This is a genomic window from Burkholderiales bacterium, assembly GCA_036262035.1.
Classification (GTDB): Bacteria; Pseudomonadota; Gammaproteobacteria; order Burkholderiales; family SG8-41; genus JAQGMV01.
On the sequence record DATAJS010000003.1, the window covers coordinates 104808 to 128519 of the forward strand.

A 23712-nucleotide genomic window follows, 5' to 3' on the forward strand; every position below is an offset into this window, starting at 1 on the left:
GGGATGACGCGGTCCGCTAACGCGTTGACTGCGTCAGCTTCAACAGCCTCACCGCATTGCCGCCCAGGATCAGCTCTTTCTCCGCCGCGGACAGCGTCTCCATCCCCGTCACGATCTTCACCGGCTCCTCGTACGCGATGTCGAAGCAGTAGTCGCTGCCCATCATGATGCGGTCGGCGCCGACGAGGTCGACGAGGTCCTGGAGGACCTTGGCGTCATAGGCGATGGTGTCGTAGGTGAAACGCTTCAGGTACTCGCTCGGCCGGCGCGGCAGGTGTTTGCACTCGGGGCGTATCTCGTAACCACGGTCGAGGCGGCCGCGCAGTATCGGCAGGGCGCCGCCGGCGTGCGGCAGCGAGATCTCGAGCTTGGGGAAGGCGTCGAGGACGCCGCCGAAGATGAGGTGTGACGCCGCGAGCGCGGTCTCGAACGGGTTGCCGCAGGTGTTGATCAGGTACCACTGCTTCATCCGCTCGTTGTTGACCATCATCGGGTGCAGGAAGAGCGGCAGGCCGAGCTCCTCCATGCGCGCGTAGAGCGGGAAGAAGCTGCGGTCCGACAGGTCGCGATCGCGCACGACCGTCGCGGCGTAGATGCCGCGAATGCCCGGCAGCCGGGCGACGCGGTCGAGCTCTTCGAGCGCGAGCTTCGCGTTCTGCAGCGGCAGCGTGGCGAAGCCGTAGAGCCGCTCCGGGTGCGCCTTGTGCGCGGCGCTGATCGCGTCGTTGAAGGCCATCGAGAGCTCCAGCCCGAGCTCGTCGTCGGCCCAGTACACCATCGGCTGGGTCAGCGACAGGATATGCACCTTGACGCCCTGCCGGTCCATCTCCTTCAGCCGCCCGTCGAGGTCGGTGAACAGCGGCTCGATCGGTCCGGTGCGCAGCGAGAGCCCGACCTGTATGAACGTGTTGCCTTTCGGGTCCTGCTCGACGCGCGCGCCGACGCGCGGGCCTTTCTTCGCGATGAGATCGAGATAGGACTGCGGGAAGTAATGCGCGTGGGTGTCGATCGTCGGTGCTGCGGGCAAGGGGTCCTCCGGTATTCGCTTGAATCAAGATGCGCAGGCTACTTCCGGCGCGTCGTCGTTCCCGCGCAGGCGGGAATCCATTTTCGGCGTCAGTCCGCCTTCGCCCCCGAGTCCTTCACCACCTTCGCCCACTTGTCGATCTCGGAGCGGATGAGCTTCTCGAACGCCGCCGCGTCCGCCGGGTGCGCCTCGACGCCGGACGCGAACAGCCGGTCCTGGACTTCTTTCATCGAGAGCGTCGAGAGCGACGCCCTGGCGAGCGTGTCGACGACGGGCTGCGGAATCTTCGCCGGCCCGACGATGCCGTACCACGCGACCGCGACGAAGCCGGGCACGCCCGCCTCGGACATCGTCGGCAGCTCGGGTATCGACTTGGAGCGCTGCGCGGCGGTCACCGCATAGCCTTTGAGCTTGCCGGACTTGATGAAAGGAATCGCAGAGGAAAGACTTGCGAAGCTGAAATCGACCTGGCCGCCGAGCAGCGCGGTCAGCGATTCGGCCGCGCCCTTGAACGGCACGTGGATCGTCTTCACGCCCGCCATGCTGTTCAGGAGCTCGCCCGACAGATGCACCGACGTGCCCGCGCCCGAGCTGCTGAAGTTGAGCTTGCCCGGGTTCGCTTTCGCGTAGGCGATGAACTCCTTCACGTTGTTCGCGGGAATCCGCGGCGTCGTCACCAGCACGTTCGGGCTCTCGCCGACGAGCACGATCGGCGTGAAGTCGCGCAGCGGATGGTAGTTGAGCTTCGAATAGAGGCTGTAGTTGATCGCCTGCGTGCCGATCGTGCCCATCATCAGCGTGTAGCCGTCGGGCACCGACTTCGCGCACAGCTCCGCGGCGATGTTGCCGCCGGCGCCGCCGCGATTGTCGATGACGACCGCCTGGCCCAGCTTGGCGCGAAGCTCGGGCTCCATCGCGCGCGCGATGATGTCCGCCGCGCTGCCGGCGGTGAACGGTATCAGCATGCGGACAGGGCGCGTGGGGTATTGCTGTGCGTGCGCGAGCGGGGCAAGCGTGAGTGCGGAAAGCAGGACGGCACGTGCGAGCGATTTCATTCGATCTCCTCCGGTTGGTCGTGAGGTTAGCATCTGCGCTATTCTTCGTGCTCCCCTTCAGATCAAACCCGGGTCAGACCCCATGGGGTCGGACCCGCACACCGATGACTAACACCGACGGTTATTACGAAGCGCTGTGGCCGCGCAGCCCGCGCCAGGTCCAGCTCCAGCCGCTCGCCGAGCGCCTGCGCTCGCTCGAAGGCAAGACGATCGCGCAGATGTGGGACTACGTGTTCCGCGGCGACGAAGTGTTCGCGCTGCTCGAAGAAGGCCTGCGCGAGCGGTTCCCGAACATCAAGTGGGTGAGTTACAAGGAGTTCGGCAATACGCATGGCGGCGAGGAGCGCGAGGTCGTGGCATCGATCGCGCGCAAGTTCAAGGAGCTCAAGGTCGACGCCGCGATCAGCGGCATGGGCTGTTGAGGGAGCTGCACGCCCGCCGTGTTGCGGGCGAGTGCAGCGGCCGAAGCGGCGGGTGTCCCGTCGTCGACCCTGGTCTGTGAAGGCTTTCTCGGGCTCGCGGCGAGCACGTCGGTCGGTCTCGGGCTTCCGAACATTCCGGTCGCGCCGGTGCCCGGTCATACCGGCGTGCAGAGCAAGGACGAGCTTCGTCGCAACATCCTCGACGTGACGCTGGACCATGTCGTCAAGAACCTGACCGGCGAGATGATGGAAGCGAGCGAGGAATCCGAGCCCGGTGCGCGCGACATCGTCGTGCGCGGCAGCTTCGACGAGGTGAACCAGTACTTCTACGAGCACGAGTTGTCCGACGGCCTGCCGATCGTGCCGCCGACCAAGGAGCGCGTCGAAGCGTTCCTCGCTCACACCGATCGCAGCCCCGACGAGATCATCGGCATCATGCTGCCCGACAATCGCGCGGCCACCGTGTGGAGCGTCGCGGTCAACGGCGTGATGGCCGGCTGCAAGCCCGAATACATGCCGGTGCTCATCGCGCTGATCGAAGCGATGGCCGACCACTACTACGGCGTCGAGCACAGCGGCAACACGCCGGGCGGCGAGACCCTGATCGTGCTCAACGGCCCGATCATCAAGGAGCTCGGCTTCAACTACACGCAAGGGGTGATGCGTGACGGTTTCATGGCGAATACCTCGGTCGGGCGCTTCTGGCGGCTCTACCTGCGTAACATCGCCGGCTTCCTGCCGCACAAGAACGACAAGGCGACCTTCGGCAACACCTGGCGCGTCGTCGTCGCCGAGAACGAAGACGTCGTGAAAGAGCTCGGCTGGGAGCCGCTGTCGGTCGACATGGGTTTCGCCGCCGGCGACAACACCGTGACCATCTCGCGCATGACCGGCGGCAACCACATCTCGTCGATCTCGGGCTCCACGCCCGAGGAGATGCTGCCTTACCTCGCGGACGCGGTGGTGCGCCAGTACTCGTGGCAGATCATGTTCACGGTGGGGCAGGGCATGGGAACGCTGCGCCCTCTGGTGCTGCTCGGCCCGATCATCGCCAAAACGATCGCGTCGTGGGGCTGGAGCAAGGCGGACCTGCGCAAGTATCTCTACGACCACGCACGGCTGCCGGCGCACCAGTGGGAGCGGATACTGCGCGACTGGACGCTGAAGCCGACGTGGAATCTCGAAGAGGAAGTGCGGCTCGGCCGCATCCCGAAGGCGTTCTTCGAGTCGGACGATCCGAACCGCATGGTGCCGCTCGTCTGGGACCCGGACGATTACATGATCGTCGTCACGGGCGACCCCGCGCGCAACAGCGCGTACGTGTTCGCGCACAACGGCGTGCTGGGCTATCCGGTCGCGAAGAAGATCGATACCGCCAAGCCTGTGAAGGCGGGTGCAAAGACCAAGCGAGGAACGCGTGTCGCTGCGTCGTAGACGAGACATCTGGGACGTCGTCGTCGTGGGCGGTGGCATCGGGGGATTGACCGCGGCGTGGTACACCGCGCGCCACGGGCTGCCGACCGCGGTGATCGAAGCCGAAGGCCTGCTCGGCGGACAGGTCGCCACGGTGAACGAGCTCGACGACTGGCCTTCCACCAGGGAGGAGTCGGGCGTCGAGCTTGCGAGCGCGATGCGCACGAAGCTCGAGATGAACTCGGTCGAGATCGCGCACGAGCCGGTGATCGAAGTGAAGCGGGACGGCGAGCTCACGCTCGTCAGGACCGCGGAGCGCACGTTCAGGACGCGACGCGTGGTCGCGGCCTCGGGTGCGAAGCTGCGCGAGCTGCCCGCGGCGGGCACCGACAAGTTCAAGGGCAAAGGCGTCTCGCAATGCGCGCACTGCGACGGCTACTTCTTCAGGAACCAGGACGTGGTGGTCGTCGGGGGCGGCGACTCGGCGCTGCAGGAAGCGCTGGTGCTGGCTAAGCTCGCGAAGAGCGTGACGATCGTCGTGCGCTCGAAGCTGCGCGCCAAGCGCGCTTACGTCGAGCGCGCCGCGAGCGCGGCGAACGTCACCTTCGTCTGGGACGCCGAGGTCGACGCGGTGATCGGCAACGGCGCGGTCAGCGGCGTGCGGCTGCGCAGGAAGACGGGCGAGAAGAGCGAGATCGCGTGCAGCGGCGTGTTCCCGTTCATCGGTGTCGAGCCGAACACGTCGTACCTGCCGTCATCGGTCCGTCGCGACGACGGCGGGCGCGTCATCACCGATGAGCGCATGCGCACCGGCGAGCCGTCGATCTTCGCGATCGGCGCGGTGCGTTCGGGGTTCTCGGGCGAGCTCACCGGCGCCGCGGGAGAAGCAGCGATCGCTGCGGCGACAATTGCCGCTGACCTCGCTCGGTAAACGTCAAAAGCAATTAACCGCCAAGGACGCCAAGGACGCAAAGGAAAAATCAAAACGTCAATAAATCGTCATTCGCGACCGCGCGAAGCGCGAGGTGATCGGGAATCCATTTTGATTTCGGACGCGTTGAAAATGGATTCCCGCGTACGCGGGCATGACGATTATTTGCCGTTCCTCCGTGTTCCTCCGTGTCCTCCGTGTCCTCCGTGTTCCTCCGTGCCCTCCGTGTCAACGCTTTTGGTTTTGGATTACCCGGGAAACCGCGCGTGTCCCCCCCGACCACGTCGGCACGTAGGCGCCTTTGCGGCCGACGCCGCCGGCCACGACGATCGTGACGTCCTCGGGCTTTGCGGCGACCCGTAGATAACCGTCCTCCGCGCCGCCGCTCGCTTTGGCGCGCTCGCGCAGCGGCGGCGAAAGCTTGTCGATCGACAGCCGCGCGCGCTCGTAGATCGCCGCTTTGGCGTCGCGCTTGCTCATGCCGCTCCTTACGAACACGTCCGCATGCTCGGGCGGCATGACGATGAGCGGCTCGCCGCCGCCCAGCAGTCCGGAGCCGCCGACGTTGCCGGGGATGAGCATCGACTGGGCATAGGTCTGCGCGAGGTCTTCGCCGGTCGCGCTCTCGGAGTCGACGACTTCGATCGTGCCGGACACACCGAACGCAGTGACCACGCTCGCACCGGCATCGAAGCCGCGCTCGACGGCGAGCGGCGGCCACGGGCTCTCGGCCTCGTTCTCCGCGAAGCAGAAGGTGTATTTGCCGGGCTGGCCCAGTGTCGCCATATCGGTCTCGCCGGAACGCGCGCCGCCGGCGTTCTGCAGCGTGAGGCGCAGCGCCCGGCCGATCGTCGCATTGGCGCGATTGCCCGGGCCGAACGCGTTGACGCCGGCGTTCATCCCGATCTCGCGGGCGGCCGGACCGTTGACGACGACGCACACCGTCGCGGAGCCGGTCGTTGTTGCAATGCCGAGAAGGTTGAACTCGGGCGCCGCGATCGCTTCGACAGCGGCGGCGACCACACACAGGCAAGCGGGGCTGCAACCCGCCATGACGGCGTTGTAAGCGACGTCGCGCCACGAGACGTCCGCGTAGCCCGGCGGCAGGACGGCAATCGTCGTTGCCGCATCGCCGCATGCCGACAGCATTCGGGCCAGGCGCTCGCGGGTGGGCACCACCGCCGGCAAGCCGTCGCCGAGACCGGCTTCCAGGATCGCCTGCTGTGCTTCATCGAAGTTTTCGGGCCAGCTCTCTCGTATGTCCATCACACCTCCGCGCGCGATTCTAGCGCGCACTACGCGCATTCCAGGCGTGACGTTTGCTCGCGGTTCCCGACAGAAATCCCGCGGAAAAACGGTCGTATACTCAGCAAGCCTTCGCCGGATCTTCCGGCCTGCCGTCGAGATGAGCCCCTAACATGAACGAGCTCGGCGCTTTCCTGCCCCAGACCAACATCGCTTACTTCACGATGGAGCTCGCGCTCCGCGTCGAGGTGCACACCTATTCCGGCGGTCTCGGCGTGCTGGCCGGCGACACCGTCCGCTCGTGCGCGGATCTCGAGCTGCCGGTCGTGTTCGTGTCGCCGATCAGCCGCGCGGGATACTTCCGGCAGGAGATCGACGCCGAAGGCCGCCAGATCGAGCATCCCGATCCGTGGGACATCGAGCGCTGGGCGCAGCCGCTCGCCGCCATGATCGGCGTGAAGATCGAAGACCGCGACGTGTGGGTCCGGCCGTGGCTCTACGTGCACAAGTCCGAAGCGGGTTACTCGGTGCCGGTGCTCCTGCTCGACACCGATCTGGAGCAGAACGATCCGCGCGACCGGCAGCTCACGCACTATCTCTACGGCGGCGACATCGAGTACCGCCTGAAGCAGGAGCTGCTGCTCGGCATCGGCGGCGTGCGCATCCTCGAAGCGCTGTCCTTCGACATCGGCACCTATCACCTCAACGAAGGCCATGCCGCTTTCGCGACCGTCGAGCTCCTCAAGCGCTTCCCGCGACGCCGCCGGCAAAACGACAAGGCGGAGTGGTCCTACGACGCCGATCGCGTGCGCGACCTGTGCGTGTTCACCACGCACACGCCGGTGGAAGCGGGACACGACCGCTTCTCGTACGATGTGGTGGGGCGGATAGGCACCGACCTGCTGCCGATCGAGGCGCTGAAAGTCTTCGGCGGGACCGACAGGCTCAACATGACGCGCCTGTGCCTCAATCTCTCCGGCTTCGTCAACGGCGTGGCGCAGCGCCACGCGATCACCGCGCGCGAGATGTTTCCCGGCTTCGACGTGCACGCAGTGACCAACGGGGTGCACGTCGGCATCTGGGCGCATCCCGCGTTCGCCGCGCTCTACCGCCAGCACTACCCGCAGTGGATGCACGAGCCCGAGGTCCTGGTGCGCGCTGATCACCTGCCGGACGCCGACGTGTGGGCCGCTCACACGCGCGCGAAAACCGAGCTGTGCGGCTTCGTGCGCGAGCACACCGGCGTCGAGATGAATCCCGACGTGCCGATCGTCGGCTTCGCGCGCCGCATGACGGGGTACAAGCGCCCGGATCTCCTCTTCAGCGATCTCGAAAGGCTGGCGCAGATCGCGGAGAAGCATCCGTTCCAGCTCGTGTTCGCGGGCAAGGCGCATCCCGCAGACGCCGCCGGCAAGGAAAGCCTCTACATGATCCACAAGGCGATGGGCGAGCTGAGAGGCCGCATCCCCATCGCTTTCCTCCAGAACTACGACATGTCGGTCGCGCAGGTGCTCGTCGCGGGCGCCGACGTGTGGCTCAACAACCCGCTGCCGCCGCTCGAAGCGTCGGGCACGAGCGGCATGAAGTCGGCGGTGAACGGAGGGCTCAACCTCTCGGTGCTCGACGGCTGGTGGGTCGAAGGCTGCATCGAAGGCGTCACCGGCTGGGCGATCGAGGACGCGACCGACGCTGCGCCGCTGTACGACAAGCTCGAGCGCGTGGTGCTGCCGCTCTACTACGACAACCAGGCGCACTGGATCTGGATGATGAAGCAGGCGATCAGCAAGATCGCGTGCTATTTCAATTCGCATAGAATGATGCGACGGTATGCGGCCGAGGCGTACCTGCGATAGCTAAAATAGATTCCCGCCTGCGCGGGAATGACGACGGGAACATGGCAACGATCAAAAAAACGAAGAAGAAACGCCTGCCCAAGGCGGACCCGCGCAACCTTTCGATCGAGAACAACACGGTGATGAAGGGCGGCATGCCGCGGGCGCTGGGCATGCGCGTCACTTCGCTGACGAAGAGGAAAGTCGTCGGCGAGATGACGATCAAGCCGATCCACTGCAACCTCAACGGTCGCGTGAACGGCGGGGCGATCATGTCGTTCGCCGACGCGCTGGGCGCGGTCGGCGCGGTGGCGCACCGTCCCGAAGGCTATCGCGGCGGCACGATCGAATCGAAGACCAACTTCTTCGCGGCGGGCGTCGGTCCGGTGCTGCACGCGGTGAGCATTCCGCTGCACGTCGGGCGCACCACGTCGGTCTGGCAGACGACGATCAGCAACGCCGACGGCCGCATGGTCGCGATCGTCACGCAGACGCAGATCTCGGTGCCGGCTTCGGCGAGCGCCGAGTGATGACCTGACGTAGGGTGCGTTCGCCGGCAGGCGTAACGCACCGGCGCGGCGTCAGCCGCGCGGCGCCGCGACGATCTGGTCCGGCAGAGGCGCCAGCGGCAGCGGCTTGCCGTCGGGTATCGCGGTGCGCGCGACGTTCATCACCATCCCGATCATGACGTAGTAGCCGACGGTCCCGACGAGATCGACGATGCCGGGCTCGCCGAACTGCTCCAGCGCCTGCGCGTACGTGGGATCGCTCACGCCGCCGTTCTTCAAAAGCTCCGACATGAAGTCGTAGACCACCGCCTCGTCCGTCTGCATGCCCGGCGGGCGGTAGCCGTCGCGGATCGCGTCGATCGTCGACGGGTCGAGGCCTGCTTTCAGCGCGTGCGGGATGTGGACGTACCACTCGAACTGCTGCGTGTAGTGACGCGCGCCCATGAGCGCGCCCATCTCGCGGATGCGCATGTCGAGCGGCGACTCGAAGCGCACGTAAGCGCCGAGCTTCTGGCAATGCGCCATGAAGCCGGGGCTGCGCAGGATCGAGATGTAAGGACCGTGCACGCTGCCGCGCGGCCCGCGCGCAAGCTCGTCGGCCGCGGCCTTCTGCGCGTCGGTCATGCGCTCGCGCGGAATCATCGGCATGCGCTCGGGCGCGACCTTGAAAGTGACTTCGTTCGGCATGCGGTCTTCTCCTCCGGGTTCGGTTGCGCGTATCGGCCGATGTTAGCTTAGACTCGGGTCATAACTCACGAGTGAGGAGGCGCACGAGATGGACAGAGAGGGTTTCGTTGCGTGGGCCGCGCTCGGTCTGGCGCTCGCGTGCGGCGGCGTGCACGCCCAGGATGCCGCGAAGCGCCCGATCCGGCTGCTCGTGCCTTCGCCCGCCGGGGGTCCGTCCGATTTCGCGGCGCGCCTCATACAGACGCGGCTGTCCGAAGCGCTTCAACGCACCATCGTCATCGACAATCGCCAGAGCGTGAACGGCATCCTCGCGAGCGAGATCGCCGCCAAGTCGCCGGCGGACGGCAGCACGCTCCTGATCGGCAACAACGGCACTCTGGTGATGAACCCCGGGCTCTACAAGAAGCTGCCGTACGATCCGCTGCGCGATTTCGCGCCGATCACCCAGCTCGTCTCGGCGGGCACCGCGCTGGTCGCGTCGACCAGGTTTCCGCCGCAGACCTTCAAGGACTTCGTCGCCGCCGCGCGCAAGGAGCCGGGGAGGATCAACATCGGCGTCGCGGGCGCGAACGGCGCGGTCGGCACCGAGGTGCTCAAGCTCGCCGCGGGCATCAAGCTCAACAACATCCCGTACAAGGGCAGCGCGCCGACCGAGCAGGCGATCGTCGGCGGCGAGATCGACGTCGCCTTGCTGTCGGTGCCGGTCGTCGCGCCGCAGGTCAAGGCGGGAAAGATGAAGATCTACGGCGTCACGAACGCCAGGCGCTCGCCGATGATGCCGGACGTCCCGACCATCCGGGAGCAGGGTGTCGAAGGCTACGAGTTCGGCAACTGGCACGGCCTGCTCGCGCCCGCGGGCACGTCCGACCGCATCATCCGCGACGTCCACCGCGAAACCGTGAAGATCCTCCACAGCAAGGACATCGCCGACGTCGTCGCCCACCGCGGCAACGAAGTCATCGCCAACACGCCCGAGGAATTCGCGGCGAAGCTGAAGCGGGAGATTCCGAGGTACAAGAAGATCATCGCGGAGTCGGGGATCGAGATACAGTGACGGTAAAGAAGTGACGGATGAGGCGGTGACGGGTGACGGATGAAACGGTGACGCCCCTCACCCCCGACCGCATCAGCCTTTCGTCACCGCTTCACCCGTCACCGCTTCACCCGTCACCGCTCTATCCGTCACTTTTTTGTAACCCCGGCATCCACCATTGCCGCTACCTCTGCGTCCGAGTAGCCCGCCTCCCGCAACACCTCGACGCTGTGTTGACCCAACACCGGCGCCGGCCGCATGCGATCGGGCTCGGACTCCGACCAGTGGCTCGGCACGCGCATGCTGCGGATCGTGCCTTCCGACGGGTGCTCGACGGTCCGGAAAAATCCGGTGGCGTTGAGGTGCTCGTCTTCGAGCAGGCTCTCGAGGGTATTGAGCGGCATGACCGGAATGTCGGCCGCGGTGAGGGCTTCGAGCCACTCGGCGCTCGTGCGGGTGCGGATCTGCTCGGCGACGAAAGCGTAGGTCTCGGCGAAGTGCTCGGAGCGCCGGCGCTGGGTGGCGAAGCGCTCGTCCTCCTCGAACATCTCCTCGCGTCCCAGCAGGCGGAAGAACGCGCGCCACTGCTTGTCGTTGTACATGAGCAGGCAGAGGTAGCCGTCCTTCGTGGCGTACGGATTGCGGTCGGGCGCGAGCATGCGCGAGTAACCCATGCTCGCGATCGGCGGCTCGAAGGTCTTGCCGGACATGTGGTCACCGAGCACGAACTGCGCGAGGCTCTCGAACATCGGCACCTCGACCGACTGGCCCTTGCCGGTGCGCTCGCGATAGAACAGGGCGGCGGTCACGGCGTTGACCGTATTGAGGCCGGTGATGCGGTCGGCGACGGTGGACGGCACGAAGCGAGGCCGGTCGGCGCCCGCCATTTTCAGCAGGGTGGGCAGCGCCACCATGCCCTGGATGAGATCGTCGTAAGCGGGCTTCGCCGCATAAGGCCCGTCCTGCGCGAAACCGTAGGCGCCGACGTAGACGATGCGCTCGTTCACCGCGCGCACGTCGTCGTAGGTGAGACCGAGACGCGCCATCGCCTGCGGCCTGACGTTGTAGACGAGCACGTCGGCGGCGGACGCGAGCTTCAACAGCGCCTCGCGTCCCTGCGGCTTCTTCAGGTCGAGGACGAGGCTGCGCTTGTTGCGGTTGAGATGCAGGAAGATGTGGCCCATGCCCGGACTCTTCATCGGGGCGCTGTGCCGCATGTTGTCGCCGTCGGGCGGCTCGACCTTGATCACGTCCGCGCCGAGATCGCCGAGGATCTGGGTCGCATAGGGGCCGAGGATGACGGACGTGAGGTCGACGACCCTCACGCCCGTGAGCGGCCCGCTCATTCAGAGCGGGCGCACGCGGGGGATTGCATGCTGATGAAAGGGGTCATCAGCGGATTGTAGAAGATCGTCATCCCCGCGAAGAGCCTGCCCCCTAATGACGTAGTCGGGGGCGGGGATCCGAAAAGGACGGTCATCCCCGCGAAGGCGGGGATCCGAAAAGGACCGTCATCCCCGCGAAGGCGGGGATCCGAAAGGGACCGTCATCCCCGCGAAGGCGGGGATCCATTTTTCAGGCTTTGAGGCTTTGCCCATGGATTCCGGATCGCGTCCATTGGACGCGTCCGGAATGACGAGGTGTAAGTCAGGCGAGGAGTGCTTCATGCTCCGCTGCTTCTCTGGTCCGGCACCAGCCGATCACGACCAGCCTCGCGGCGATCCAGACTTCGTAGATCCACCCGCCTCTCTGGGCGGGGTAGACGCTGACGTCCTTGTTCATGAGCACACCTCCTCCCGTAAGCCGTTACGCGTTACGCGGCCGGCTTCTGCCCGCGGTGATGCATGCGGTGATGACCGTGGCCGTGACCGTGGCCGCGCTTCGCGAGGATCGTGTCGGCGACCTGCTTCTGCTCGGGCGAGAACGACGCGTAGAGCGGCTTGGCGGCCGCGAGCACGTCGTTCAGGCGCGCCGAGGCTTCCTGCAGGCGCTGCTGACGGTGTTCCATGCGCTCGATCGCGCTCACCTGCGGGCGCTGTGCACGCGCGTCCTTGCCCTGCGCTTTTGCGGCTTCCCACTTCGCGCGGCGCTCCTGGAAGCGCGCGTCCATCGCGCGGGCCTGGGTGCGGAGCACGCCGGCGAAGTTCTCCCACAGCGTGTTCTGCGCGTCGGTGATCTTCAGTTGGGTCCTGGCCGCGGTGAGGCGCGCTTCGACGCGCTGGCTCGGGAGCTGGAACTCACGGGCGTGACGCTGTCCCTGTCCCTGCGCCGCCTGGGCCTGGCCCTGCGGGGCGACCTGCGCGAGGACGGTCGGGGTGTCGGCGGTCAGCTCGGCCAGGACGTCGGGCGTCTCGGCGGAGGCGAACGGCGCCGCGAGGGCGAAAGCGGCGGTCAGGGCGGTGACCAGCAAGGTCTTCTTCATCTGTAGTGTCTCCAAAGGTCGTCTGAGTAACCCCGGGCGTGCAGGGTCTACAGCTAAGAACGGATGAGACTGCGTACCGTTCACGACCGTTTGTAACACTTTATTTCCCGCGGCCTCCCCGGCGCAGTGCGTATACGCACCGCAAAACGCATCAATCCGGCGCGTCGGTGCGCGTGATCTCGACCAGGAAATCGATCATTACCCGCACCTTTTTCGGCAGGAATTTCGTCGGGGCGTAAAGGACCGCGATGGACCGGCCCGGGACGCGGTGGCGCCGCAGCACTTCGACCAGGGTGCCGGCCTCGAGGTCCTGCCGGAACAGCCACCAGTTCGAGCGGGCGATGCCCAGGCCCAGGAGAGTCGCTTCCCGCAGCGCATCACCCTCGCGCACGACCAGGTTGCCCTTGACGGGCAGCTCGACGACCCGGCCGCCTTCCCTGAACCGCCACAGCGCCGAGCGGCTCACCAGGCAGTTGTGCTTGAGGAGGTCGTCGATCGTCTTCGGCGTGCCGTGGCGCTCGAGGTACTCCGGCGTGGCGGCGCACAGCATGTGGCTGCGGGTGAGATTGCGGCTGGCGAAGCGCGAGTCGGTGAGCTCGCCGCTGACCACCGCGAGGTTGATGCCTTCCTCGATGATGTCGTCGTAGCGGCTGCCGAAGCGCACCTCGACTTCGACCTGCGGATAGCGCGCGTAGAACTCGTGCAGGCGCGGCAGCAGGTTGATGCGGCCGAAGAACATCGGGCAGAGCAGCGTGACCTTGCCCTTCGGCGCTTCCTGCGACTGGCGCAGCGCGTTCTCGACGTTCTCGATCTCGCCGAGGACCTTGCGGCAGCTCGCGTAATACTCGCGCCCGAAGTCGGTGACCGTGATGCGCCGCGTGGTGCGCATGAGGAGCTGGGTGCCGAGGTCGGCTTCGAGGCGGCTCACGTTCTTGGTCACCGCGGAGACCGAGATGCCCAGGCGCTGCGCGGCGCTCGTGAAGCCGCCCGATTCGACGACGCGAACGAACGCGAGCATGCCGGCGAGCTTGTTCATGGCGCCGTATTGTGCTCGAAAATCGGGGGAAAGCTACATCGAAAGCGAAGAACGAAGCGTCAATCGGTGCGGTCGTTCATGTGCTGCATGCTGAAGACGTAGAGCTCGAGCCGTCCGGACACCCGGAGCTTGTCGTATATCGAGGTGAGATGGTTGCGCAGGGTGCGCTCGGTGATGCCGAGAGCCGCTGCGATCTCGCGCAGCGCCTGCTTGGGGTGCTCACGCAGCCGCACGACGATGTCGCGCTCTCGCGCCGTCAGGGACGCGATTTGCGCCTCTTCGGCGCTGCGAGGCGGCGCAGCGCTGCCGCGCGCGATCGTCCCGAGCAGCCGCTCGGTCGTGACCTGATCGACCGTGAGCTGGCCGCGATGAACGCGATGGATCGCCTGCAGGAGCTCGGTAGGGGCCGCTTCCTTGCCGATCACACCCAGAGCCCCTGCGCGTATCGCGCTTTCGTGCGCGGCGGAATCGCGCACCCCGGTCAGCACCAGGATCTTGACGCGGCAGCTTTCCAGGAGGTGCGGAATCGCGTCCAGGCCGTTCTCGGTGCCGAGATCGAGATCGAGCACGACGACGTCGGGAGCGCCCTCGATGATGAGGGGAATGGCCGACGCCACCGACGTCGCCTTGCCGATCACGCGCATCCGCGGTCCTTCGGTTTCTATGAGGCGCTCCAGTCCCCAGAGGATCGTGATGTGATCGTCGATCAGGAAGACGCGGATCGGCGCGTCGGAGGTCTCGGCAGGCGACACGGCATCATTCCCGGGGAACGAAGGCTTCGACCCAAGTGTAACCGTCGCTGTGCTCGACGCGCAGCGTGCCGCCGAGCGACTCGACGCGCGAGCCGATGGACTTGGGCACGAACGCACGCTCGGGCGGCGTGGCGACCTCGTTCCCTACGTGAACGCGGACCCCGCCCGGTTGCGATGCCACGCGCACGAATGCGCGGCGCGAGCCGGTGTGCTTCACCACGTTGGTGAGCGCCTCGACGACGATGAAGAAGACCTGCGAGGCATCGCGTCCGGTCATCGCGCCGCCGGCGGCATCGATGTCGGTCGCGACGTCGAGGCCGTAGAAGCGGCGATGGCGATCGGCCTGCATCAGGATCGCCGCGCCCAGTGTGCCGCCCGGAATCTCGTTGCCCGCGACGAGCCCGCGGGTATAGCCCCGCAGGTCGCGCACCGTGGTGTTCGCCATGTCGATCAGGTCGTGTATGCGTCCCGACAGCGGGTTGGCGGGGCCGCCTTCGAGGTATAGCGCCTCCAGGGCGAGCCGCAGGCCGATATAGGGCTGGACGGTCGCGTCGTGTATGTCGCGCGAGATCGTGGTGCGCTCGCGCTCGGCCGCGCTCGACACGAGCTCGGCGACGAGCCGCAGGTTCTCGACGACTTTGGCGAGCGCTGCGGCGAACTGGAGCACGAAGGCCAGATCCTCGCGCGTATAGCGGCGGCTCGAGGCGAGGAACAGCCGGCCGTACGTGCCGTCGCTCTGGCTGTAAGGCACCCCGACGAAATGCGGCGCGTCGAGCAGGCCGGCGATGAGCTCGTAATCGACGGCCGGCAGCGGGATCTCGCGCAACTCGCCCGTCCGCCCCGCGCTGAAGGCGCTGGCACGGGGCCGCCCGAGCCAGCGGCGCGTAGCGTACAAGATGCACGCGGTGCGCTGCGCCCCGAGCAGCTGTTCGGCCGAGATCCGGTCGATCTCGCGCGGCGCGCTCGTCCGCTGCTCTTCGGGCGAAGCGGAATACATGAGATAGCGCGACGGGCCGCGCGCGCCGCACACGAGGAGCGCGCAGCTCGCCGCGTCGTGGAACTCGCGCAGCCTGCGCACGCTCGCAAGCAGCACGTCGTCGACGTCGGCGCGCGCGCTCGTCGCCGTGACGTCGCGCAGCAGCATCAGGCGACGCTTCAGCGAAAGCTCGCGGCCGCCCCAGCGCGCGATCATGTAGCCCAGCGCGAGCAGGTAGACGGGCCGGATCAGCGCGAGGTCGAGCTCGTAGGTGACGATCGGCGGGCTCGCGATCGAGCCGGACACGAGGAAGGCGGCCAACGAAGCCACCGTGAACGCGAGGCCGTCGCGATACCCGTGGGAGAACGAGACGACGAGTATCGGGAACAGGAAGACGTAGAAGAAGATGCTGTTCGTGCCGTGCGTCCAGAGCACGAGGAACGCGCCGAAAACGATGTCGAGCGCGCACAGCAGCCTCTGGTCGAGCGCCGTCTCCGCTTTCCACGTCGTCACGAGCACGCCGAGCGCGTACGCGCAATAGAGCGCGAACGCGCCGTAGGTCGCTGCCGCGTTCGCGCTCGGCTCGGTCGGGTCGAGATAGATGATCGCGAGCCCGGCGAAGGCGAGGATGAAACGCATCGCCGCGAACAGGCGCGCATCGCGCGCATCCGCGGCGGGTGCGCCCTGGCTCGGCAGCGTTACGTGTAGATCGTCGAGGACGGTCCGGCTTGCCGCGCGGACCGGCTCGTCAAGGCTGCTGGGTCGCATGTCCGGGGGGTCTCAAAGGGGATGGCCGCCGCGGCCGTCGGCGGCGCATTCCCCGGGAGCGTGGACTATACCCCGGCGGCGCTCAGCCGCCGCCTTCCACGTAGGCCTTCTCCTTCTTCTGGCGCACCGCCGGCAGGACCATGGTGATGAAGATGAGCGCGGTGGCGATCATGAACGCGAGGCTGATGGGGCGCGTGAAGAACACGCTGGGATCGCCGCGCGAGATGAGGAGCGCGCGCCGCAGGTTCTCCTCCATCAGCGGCCCGAGCACGAAGCCGAGGATGAGCGGGGCGGGCTCGCACTCGAGCTTCACCAGGATGTAGCCCAGGATCCCGAACAGCGCGCAGAGGTAGACGTCCATCGAGCTGTTGTTGATGCTGTAGTTGCCGACCGCGCAGAACATGATGATCGACGGGAACAGCCAGCGATACGGCACCTTGAGCAGCTTCACCCACAGGCCCACCAGCGGCAGGTTGAGGATGACGAGCATCGCGTTGCCGATCCACATGCTCGCGACGAGGCCCCAGAACAGGTCGGGCTTGGACGTCATCACCTGAGGTCCCGGCGCGATGCCCTGGATCGTCAGCGCGCCCAGCATGAGCGCCATGGTGGCGCTGCCGGGAATGCCGAGCGTGAGGGTCGGAATGAACGAGGTCTGGGCCGCGGCGTTGTTGGCCGCCTCCGGCGAGGCGACGCCTTCGATCGCGCCTCTGCCGAAGCGCGACGGATCTTTCGCGATCTTCTTCTCGAGCATGTAGCTCGAGAACGCCGAGATCGACGGTCCGGTCCCGGGCAGCGTGCCGAAGAACGAGCCGATGGCGGTGCCGCGGACGATGGGCCATCCCGAGGCCTTCAGGTCGGGGATCGTCGGGTAGAGGTTCTTGATGTCCTTGGTGAACACCTCGGCCTTCTCGGTCGTCTCCAGGTTGCGCACGATCTCGGAGATCGCGAACAGGCCGACCGCGATGACGGTGAAGCCGATGCCGTCGGTGAGCTCGGGCAGCCCGAACGAATAACGCGCCATCCCCGAGTTGACGTCGGTGCCGATCACGCCGAGCAGCAGCCCGAGGAACACCATCGCGAGCGACTTGATCATGTCGCCGTGCGCGAGACACGCCGCGGCGACGAGCGCCATCAGCATCAGCGCGAAATACTCCGGCGCGCCGAACTTCAGCGCGATCTCGGCGAGCGGCGGACCGAACAGCGCGATCAGCAGGGTGCCGATACAGCCCGCGATGAACGAGCCGACCGCGGAGATCGCGAGCGCCGGCCCGGCCCGACCCTGCCGCGCCATCTGGTAGCCGTCCAGACACGTGACGACCGACGCGGTCTCTCCGGGCAGGTTGACGAGGATCGACGTCGTCGACCCGCCGTATTGCGCGCCGTAGTAGATGCCGGCGAGCATGATGAGCGCGGGCACCGGCGGCAGGTTGAAGGTGATCGGGAGCAGCATCGCGATGGTGACGAGCGGCCCGATGCCGGGCAGCACGCCGATCGCGGTGCCGACGAAGCACCCGATGAAGCAGTAGATCAGGTTCTGGATCGAGAGCGCTACCGAGAAGCCGAGGATCAGGTTGTCGAAGAGCTCCATGTCAGAACCCCTGAACCAGCGGATAGGGCATGCCGAGCAGGTGCACGAACACGACCACCGAGAAGATCGTCATGATCACGGTGAGCACCAGCACCTCCACGAAGCGGAACTCGTGGCCGCCCAGCGTGGCGAGCAGGAACATCGCGACTAGCGCCGGCACGAGCCCGTAGCGCTCCATCGTGAATCCGAAGACGATCAGCGAAACGCAGATGAACGCGAGCGCTTTCCAGCCCCAGCGGCCCTCGACCCGCTCCCCGGTGCGCAAGCCCCGCACCAGCACGAAGGCGCCGAACGCCATCAGGATGCAGGCCAGGACGCGCGGAAAATAGCCCGGCCCCATGCGCAGCGCCGAGCCGAACGGGTAATCGAGCGCGACGACGAACCCGATGCCGCCGATGCCGAGCATCAGCAGGCCGGCGAGCGCGTCCTTGTTGTAGGCGAGAGCGGTCTTCATGTGCGTGACGCGCTCCGGGTGCAGCAGGTGATTTTCATGGGTTCTCTCCTTTGGGTCGACAGGGTTGTAGTGCGGCAGCGCTGGCCGCGGCGTCAGCAATCGGCGGCCGCGCACGCGGCTTGCGCGTGGCGCAGCATGTCGAGCAGGCGCTCCTCGGCGAAGGGCTTCGCGAGGAAGCCGATCGCGCCGTTCCTCAACGCTTGCGCGGCGGCGGCCTCGTCGCCGTGCGCCGAGATGAGGACGATCGGCAGCGTTGTCCCGCGGGACGCGAGCGCCTCCTGCAGCGCGAGCCCCGACATGCCGGGCAGGCACAGGTCGAGCACCAGGCAGACCGCGGCATCGGCATCGCCGCTCTTCAGAAACCGCTCGGCGTCGGGAAAAGTCGACACGGCATAGCCGGCCGACTCGAGCAGCCATCGCAGCGAATCGCGGCATGCAGCGTCGTCGTCCACGACGTAGACGAGAGGCATCGGGTGTTTCGGAAGATCCTGGTTATGTGTCATCACGTCGGGCGGACACTCATCGCCGGAACGGCAGGTTAGCGAAGGCCACGGCGACGGACATGAGCCGCGCGTACCGCGTGCGCCCCGCGCACGCGTGAACATCCTCATGCGCCGGCCATGACTTCTCTCCCATGCGTCGCAGGCGCCGCTGCGATAGAAAAAGCACGGGTCGAGGAGAAAAAGGCTCGAACGGCGAGCCGGCGTGTCCGCCCGGAGCAGCGGCCGCGACACGCCCGCAAGATCTTTCGAAAGATGCTTCAGATGACCGAGATGCTGCCTGGCAGCGTTCCCGGTATGCTGTCCAGAATGCTGCCGTGCGATGTGCTGATCGTGCCCGCGGCCAGGCGTTCCGAGACCGCCGGCGAGCGCGCGGCAGCGGACCGGGTTGAGAGGCATGCATCGCGATTCGGGCCACGCTGCGGTAGCCGCGGATAAATAATGAACCTTCGGGCGGAACGCGTTTCGATCGACGTCGCGGGTACTCTGGTGCTGGGCGTTCATTGGACGCCGACTTTTCATCGCCAGGGGCGCAGCGCCGAGGTCGCGGCGGATCTCGACGCGGTCTGCGAGTTGCGCGACCGTCAGGGTCGGCTCCTCGAATTGGTCGGACCGCTGCGGTTACACAACGCGAACAGCAGCGTCCTGCACACCGGCGACTCGCGCATCGGCGCCGGATCCTGGGACGACGAAAGACTCTTCGTATTCGTCGACGCGTTACCGGAGAACGTCGCGTCGGTGGTCCTCAGCGTCGAGAGCAGCAACGGGCACGCTTTCGGCGACATCACGGATGCCTGTTGTCACGTCACCGACTGTGCGCTGGAGGAAAAGCTGCTGAGCGTGCGGCTCGCTCAATTGGGCGCCACGACCGGACACGTGATCGCCACGCTGGAGCGCCATCCGCGCGGATGGACGCTGACCTCGCCATTCATGGAGAGGGGATAACCTTCCGGAAATAAAAACGCCCGGCGGGCCGGGCGTTTCAATTGGGCGGTGCGCTCGGGCGCACTCGTGATGGTTCTTGTTCTTGCTCCTCCTCCCTGCTGAATCGGTTACCTGCCTTTGGCCTCGTCGAGGCAGAAGGCGGAGATGACTTTCGCGAATTGCTCGGGCTCGTCGTACATCGGGAAGTGGCCCGAGCTTTCGAAGTAGCGGATCGGCAGGTTGGGCGCCGATTGCTTGAAGCGGTCCTGGGCGCCGATCGTCGGTCCGCGGCGGCCGTAGAGGATGACCGCGGGGCGCGTGATCGTCGAGGCGGCGGTGCGCACGTCGAACTCGCGGATCGCCCACATGACGCCGACCATCGTCTTCGCGCCGGCTTTCCTGCGGTCGATGTTCCAGCGCTGGAGCAGGGCGGCATCGACTTTCGCGACGCGCTCCTTCACCTGGCCTTCGTTCTGCACCGGCAGGCCGAAGTTGCCTTCGGTGTGGCCCCAGTTCGCGGCCCATTCCCGGGGTGTGCGCGCCGGGGTCTCGATCAGCATCGCCGAGGTCGTGCGGTCGCCGTAGCGGCTGGCGAACGCCGCGGTGATCGAGCCGCCGACCGACGAGCCGCCGACGTGCGCCTGCGAAAGATCGAGCGCGTCCATGAACTCGGCGAGCGCGGCGGCATAGTCCTCGATGCTGTAATGGCGCGACAGAGGGTCGGAGTCGCCGTGGCCCGGCATGGTCCACGAGATCATCCGGAACTGCTTCGCGAGCAGCGGGGCGACGACATCGTGCTGGTACGCCGAGCCGCCGTTGGTGTGCATGAGGATGAGCGGCTCGCCGGTCCCGAGCTCGCGGTAGTGGATGCGGCCGTGGGATCTGGTCCTGGCGAAGCCGTCTTCGATGCTCGTGCTGGCGGATTCCATGGTCTTCTCACCTCTGGACGAATAGCGGCGATTCTATGGAGAAGGGGCCCGGCGATATAGCGGCGTACGGGCGCAGGTGTATTTCCGTTCGGTCAACAATCGCCCTGCGGGCGATTGCTGACAAAGCGCATCTACTCGGGTTTTATCCCCGCCGCTTTCGCCACCTTCGCCCACTTCTCGGTCTCGCTGCGGATATACCGCGCGAACTCCTCCGGCGAGTTGCCGCCGGCGTCGCCGCCGTCGGCGGCGAAGCGCTCTTTCACGTCGGGCGAGCGGAGGATCGTCACGAGCTCTTTGTGCAGCCGCGCGACGATCTCCTTCGGCGTATGGGCGGGCGCGAGCACGCCGTACCACTGCACCGCTTCGTAGCCCGGAACGCCGGCCTCCGAGATCGTCGGCACGTCGGGCGCGATCGCGCTGCGCTGCGTGCCCGAGACGCCGAGCGCGCGCAGCCGTCCGCTGCGCACGTGCGGCAGCCCGGTGAGCATCGTCGCCATGCTCAGCGGCACCTGCCCGGCGACGAGATCGACGATCGCCGGCGCCGAGCCTTTGTACGGGATGTGCACGATGTCGAGCTTCGCCATGGAGAGGAAGAGCTCCATGCACAGGTGAGGGTTGGTGCCGGTCCCCGCCGACGCGTAGTTGATCTGCCCCGGCCGCGCCTGTGCGAACCAGATCAGCTCTTTCACGTTCTTCACCGGCATCGACGGGTGCACGACCAGGATGTTCGGCGCCGATAGCACGAGCGTGATCGGCGCGAAGTCGGTCAGCGCGTTGTACGGCACCTTCCTGTAGATCGCGGGATTGGTCGCCAGCGTCGAGATGCCCAGCAGCAGCGTGTAGCCGTCCGGCGCCGCGCGCGCGGCCGCTTCGTTGCCGATCATCGTTCCCGCGCCCGCGCGGTTCTCGATCACGATCTGCTGGCCGAGGCGCTCGCTCATTTTCGGCGCGATGATGCGCGCGATGATGTCCGAGCCTCCGCCGGCCGAAGACGGCACGATCATGCGCACCGGTTTGCCGGGATAGCCCTGAGCGCCGGCGCTCGAGCACGCGCACGCGAGCACGCACGCGGCAAATATTTTCTTCATCGCGACTCCTCCTCGTTTTGTGCAATGGTAAATTAAAACGGCAGGTCGACAACTCGAATAAATCCCGATCGGAGGAGTGATGAAGTCGAGCCGCATCGCGCTCGCCGCCGCATGCCTGTTCGCGGCGAGCGCCGTTCACGCCGCAGAGAGCCCTTATCCCAATAGACCCATACGGATGATCGTGCCGTTCGCGCCGGGCGGCGCGTCCGACTTCGTCGCGCGCATCATCGCGCCGAAGATGGGCGAGATCCTCGGCCAGCAGATCGTCACCGACAACCGCGCCGGCGCCTCGGGCAACATCGGCGTCGAGATCGCGGCGCGCGCGCCGGCCGACGGCTATACCCTGCTGCTCGGCAACGTCGGCACGATGGCGATCAATCCCGCGATCTATCCGAAGTTCCCGGTCGTGCCGGTGCGCGATTTGATCGGCGTCAGCATGCTCGTCGATGTGCCCGGCGCGTTCGCGGTGCATCCTTCGGTGCCGGCGAAGAACGTCGCGGAGTTCATCCAGTTCGCCAAGACAAAGCAGGGACAGCTCAACTACGGCTCGTCGGGCGCGGGCAGCGCACAGCGCCTCGCGTTCGAGTTCCTGATGAACAAATCGGGGATCAAGCTCGCGCACATCCCTTATAAAGGCGGTGCCGGCGCGGCGACGACGGCTGTGCTCGCGGGCGAGGTCGTGGCGACGATGGTCACGGTCGCCTCGTTCATCCCGCACCACAAGTCGGGCAAGGCGCGCGTGCTGGCGGTGATGGCGCCGCAGCGCGTGCCCGCATTGCCGGACGTGCAGACGATGACCGAAGCCGGTTTCCCCGAGCTGACGCTCGGCTCGTGGCAGGGCATGTACGTGCCCAGGGGCACGCCGCAAGCGATCGTCGCGAAGCTCTACGACGCCATGATCAAGACCATGACCGACCCCGAGACCATGAAGCGGCTCCAGACCGGCGGGGCGGAGATCGTGACGAGCAAATCGCCCGAGGAGTTCGCGGGCTTCATGAAGACCCAGAATGCGTTCTGGGCGAAGATCGTGAAGGACGTGGGCGCCGTGGCCGAGTAAAGCTCTTTGGACCGCAAAGGACGCAAAGGACGCAAAGGAGAGGCGAATGTCATTGCGAGGAGCGCGAGCGACGAAGCAATCCCGAAGCGTTCGAAACGTGCGTCACGAGATCGCCACGTCGCTCCGCTCCTCGCGATGACGATGTTGGTTTTCCTTCGCGTCCTTTGCGTCCCTGGCGGTCGATCGCTTTTGAAAGTTCGAATATGACCAAACGCTACCGATTTCTCCTCATCCAGGCCTTCCACCTGCCGAAGGAATCGCAGTACCTGCATCGCGCCGTCGACGGGGCGAAGGAAGCGATGCTGATGAACTTCGAGAACGTGAAGCCGCTGCTCGACGACGTCGAGTGGGACCTGCATCGCGGGCCGCTCGCGACGTACGGCGACTGGCCGGTCGAGACGCGCGAGGAGTTCGCGCTCGTCGCGGGCGGCAGGCTGCCCATCGTGCGCGAGGCGTGCGCGAGCGGGAAATACAACGGGATCGTGCTGCTCGGCGGCGGCGAGCCCGGCTTTCCCGCGGCGCGCGAGGTCGCGCGCGAGTACGGGATCCCCGTCACCGCGTGCGCGTTCGCGCAGATGCACGTCGCTTCGATGCTCGGCAACAAGTTCAGCGTGATCGACCTCGCCGAGAACCACAACATGTATTACTACGACCTCGTGGTTCACCATCGCTTCGACCGGCGCTGCGCATCGATCCGCAACATCAACTACCCGCTGCCGCGCCCGCCGTACACCGAGTCGCAGGTGCACCTCGCGAAGAACCGCCACCAGCGCGGCGAGACTTCGGAAGTGGTGGAGACCGCGGTGCGCGAAGCGGTCGCCGCGATCGAGGAGGACGGCGCCGACGTGATCACCTTCGGCTGCTCGGCGCTGTTCTGGCTGCAGCCGGTGCTCCAGAAGCGGTTGAACGACATGGGCTGGGAAGTGCCGGTGCTCGAGGGCTACAGCACCGCGATCACGCTGTGTAAGGCGATGGTCGACCTCGGCGTGAACGCGAGCGGGCTCGTCTATCCGGGCGCGCATCCGAAGAAGATCCGGCGCAAGAAGACTTTCTAGGGGAAC

Annotated in this window: 24 protein-coding genes; 9 read left to right on the forward strand and 15 right to left on the reverse strand. The window is 66.4% G+C overall.

Annotation, left to right across the window (positions count from 1 at the left end; translation table 11 throughout):
* Nucleotides 1-16: 16 nt before the first annotated feature.
* Both VHP37_01740 and VHP37_01745 read right to left on the reverse strand, forming a co-directional pair.
* On the reverse strand, nucleotides 17-1027 hold the full coding sequence (locus tag VHP37_01740) for an amidohydrolase family protein (GenBank protein ID HEX2825043.1): 1011 nt from the start codon (nucleotides 1025-1027) through the stop codon (nucleotides 17-19).
* 89 nt (nucleotides 1028-1116) lie between these two features.
* On the reverse strand, nucleotides 1117-2082 hold the full coding sequence (locus tag VHP37_01745; protein ID HEX2825044.1) for a tripartite tricarboxylate transporter substrate binding protein: 966 nt from the start codon (nucleotides 2080-2082) through the stop codon (nucleotides 1117-1119).
* 104 nt (nucleotides 2083-2186) lie between these two features.
* Between VHP37_01745 and VHP37_01750 the strand changes: the two genes are divergently transcribed.
* Genes VHP37_01750 through VHP37_01760 form a run of 3 tightly spaced genes read left to right on the forward strand, consistent with a single transcriptional unit; the run spans nucleotide 2187 to nucleotide 4848 of the window.
* A complete protein-coding gene (locus VHP37_01750) occupies nucleotides 2187-2504 on the forward strand; it encodes a hypothetical protein (protein ID HEX2825045.1) in 318 nt (105 codons plus the stop codon).
* 18 nt (nucleotides 2505-2522) lie between these two features.
* Nucleotides 2523-3938 (forward strand): UGSC family (seleno)protein, encoded by a 1416-nt coding sequence (locus tag VHP37_01755; GenBank protein ID HEX2825046.1) that lies wholly within the window; start codon nucleotides 2523-2525, stop codon nucleotides 3936-3938.
* Nucleotides 3922-4848, forward strand: coding sequence for an FAD-dependent oxidoreductase (locus VHP37_01760; protein ID HEX2825047.1), 927 nt, complete (start codon nucleotides 3922-3924; stop codon nucleotides 4846-4848). The genes VHP37_01755 and VHP37_01760 overlap by 17 nt, the downstream gene beginning before the upstream one ends.
* Nucleotides 4849-5076: 228 nt before the next feature.
* Here VHP37_01760 and VHP37_01765 read toward each other — a convergent pair whose 3' ends face one another.
* Nucleotides 5077-6114 carry a hypothetical protein gene (locus VHP37_01765; GenBank protein ID HEX2825048.1) on the reverse strand — a complete coding sequence of 346 codons (1038 nt, stop codon included), beginning with the start codon at nucleotides 6112-6114 and terminating at the stop codon, nucleotides 5077-5079.
* A gap of 152 nt (nucleotides 6115-6266) precedes the next feature.
* On the opposite strand from VHP37_01765, the gene glgP reads away from it, so the two are divergent.
* Together glgP and VHP37_01775 are read left to right on the forward strand one after the other, a co-directional pair.
* A complete protein-coding gene (gene glgP, locus VHP37_01770; protein ID HEX2825049.1) occupies nucleotides 6267-7946 on the forward strand; it encodes an alpha-glucan family phosphorylase in 1680 nt (559 codons plus the stop codon).
* A 41-nt stretch (nucleotides 7947-7987) separates the two neighbouring features.
* Nucleotides 7988-8455, forward strand: coding sequence for a PaaI family thioesterase (locus VHP37_01775; GenBank protein HEX2825050.1), 468 nt, complete (start codon nucleotides 7988-7990; stop codon nucleotides 8453-8455).
* Nucleotides 8456-8506: 51 nt separating this feature from the next.
* On the opposite strand, the gene VHP37_01780 is transcribed toward VHP37_01775, so the two are convergent.
* Nucleotides 8507-9121 carry a carboxymuconolactone decarboxylase family protein gene (locus VHP37_01780; GenBank protein ID HEX2825051.1) on the reverse strand — a complete coding sequence of 205 codons (615 nt, stop codon included), beginning with the start codon at nucleotides 9119-9121 and terminating at the stop codon, nucleotides 8507-8509.
* An 88-nt stretch (nucleotides 9122-9209) separates the two neighbouring features.
* Here VHP37_01780 and VHP37_01785 point away from each other — a divergent pair, with 88 nt between their 5' ends.
* Nucleotides 9210-10175, forward strand: coding sequence for a tripartite tricarboxylate transporter substrate binding protein (locus VHP37_01785; GenBank protein ID HEX2825052.1), 966 nt, complete (start codon nucleotides 9210-9212; stop codon nucleotides 10173-10175).
* A 128-nt stretch (nucleotides 10176-10303) separates the two neighbouring features.
* Here the strand turns inward: VHP37_01785 and VHP37_01790 are convergent, their stop codons facing one another.
* From VHP37_01790 to VHP37_01830, 9 genes are all read right to left on the reverse strand, one after another.
* Nucleotides 10304-11500 (reverse strand): CoA transferase, encoded by a 1197-nt coding sequence (locus VHP37_01790; protein HEX2825053.1) that lies wholly within the window; start codon nucleotides 11498-11500, stop codon nucleotides 10304-10306.
* A 301-nt stretch (nucleotides 11501-11801) separates the two neighbouring features.
* Nucleotides 11802-11936, reverse strand: coding sequence for a hypothetical protein (locus tag VHP37_01795; protein HEX2825054.1), 135 nt, complete (start codon nucleotides 11934-11936; stop codon nucleotides 11802-11804).
* A 31-nt stretch (nucleotides 11937-11967) separates the two neighbouring features.
* Nucleotides 11968-12576, reverse strand: coding sequence for a Spy/CpxP family protein refolding chaperone (locus tag VHP37_01800; GenBank protein HEX2825055.1), 609 nt, complete (start codon nucleotides 12574-12576; stop codon nucleotides 11968-11970).
* A 151-nt stretch (nucleotides 12577-12727) separates the two neighbouring features.
* Nucleotides 12728-13612: a LysR family transcriptional regulator gene (locus VHP37_01805; GenBank protein HEX2825056.1), complete on the reverse strand. Its 885-nt coding sequence runs from the start codon at nucleotides 13610-13612 to the stop codon at nucleotides 12728-12730.
* A 59-nt stretch (nucleotides 13613-13671) separates the two neighbouring features.
* Entirely contained in the window at nucleotides 13672-14364 is a 693-nt protein-coding gene (locus VHP37_01810) for a response regulator transcription factor (protein ID HEX2825057.1), read from the reverse strand.
* Nucleotides 14365-14368: 4 nt separating this feature from the next.
* A complete protein-coding gene (locus tag VHP37_01815) occupies nucleotides 14369-16108 on the reverse strand; it encodes a hypothetical protein (protein HEX2825058.1) in 1740 nt (579 codons plus the stop codon).
* 82 nt (nucleotides 16109-16190) lie between these two features.
* Entirely contained in the window at nucleotides 16191-17699 is a 1509-nt protein-coding gene (locus tag VHP37_01820) for a tripartite tricarboxylate transporter permease (GenBank protein ID HEX2825059.1), read from the reverse strand.
* Nucleotide 17700: 1 nt separating this feature from the next.
* Entirely contained in the window at nucleotides 17701-18153 is a 453-nt protein-coding gene (locus VHP37_01825) for a tripartite tricarboxylate transporter TctB family protein (GenBank protein HEX2825060.1), read from the reverse strand.
* Nucleotides 18154-18245: 92 nt separating this feature from the next.
* Nucleotides 18246-18623, reverse strand: a complete 378-nt coding sequence (locus tag VHP37_01830) for a response regulator (GenBank protein HEX2825061.1) — start codon at nucleotides 18621-18623, stop codon at nucleotides 18246-18248.
* Between the two features lie 471 nt (nucleotides 18624-19094).
* Between VHP37_01830 and VHP37_01835 the strand changes: the two genes are divergently transcribed.
* Complete coding sequence (locus VHP37_01835) at nucleotides 19095-19598, forward strand: TerD family protein (protein HEX2825062.1); 504 nt, start codon at nucleotides 19095-19097, stop codon at nucleotides 19596-19598.
* A 107-nt stretch (nucleotides 19599-19705) separates the two neighbouring features.
* Here VHP37_01835 and VHP37_01840 read toward each other — a convergent pair whose 3' ends face one another.
* The gene (locus tag VHP37_01840) at nucleotides 19706-20506 is read right to left on the reverse strand and encodes an alpha/beta hydrolase (protein ID HEX2825063.1); all 801 of its coding nucleotides are present in this window, start codon (nucleotides 20504-20506) and stop codon (nucleotides 19706-19708) included.
* 131 nt (nucleotides 20507-20637) lie between these two features.
* A complete protein-coding gene (locus VHP37_01845; GenBank protein ID HEX2825064.1) occupies nucleotides 20638-21594 on the reverse strand; it encodes a tripartite tricarboxylate transporter substrate binding protein in 957 nt (318 codons plus the stop codon).
* Between the two features lie 79 nt (nucleotides 21595-21673).
* Between VHP37_01845 and VHP37_01850 the strand changes: the two genes are divergently transcribed.
* A complete protein-coding gene (locus VHP37_01850; protein HEX2825065.1) occupies nucleotides 21674-22651 on the forward strand; it encodes a tripartite tricarboxylate transporter substrate binding protein in 978 nt (325 codons plus the stop codon).
* A gap of 203 nt (nucleotides 22652-22854) precedes the next feature.
* Nucleotides 22855-23706 carry an aspartate/glutamate racemase family protein gene (locus VHP37_01855; GenBank protein ID HEX2825066.1) on the forward strand — a complete coding sequence of 284 codons (852 nt, stop codon included), beginning with the start codon at nucleotides 22855-22857 and terminating at the stop codon, nucleotides 23704-23706.
* The last annotated feature ends 6 nt before the right edge of the window (nucleotides 23707-23712 follow it).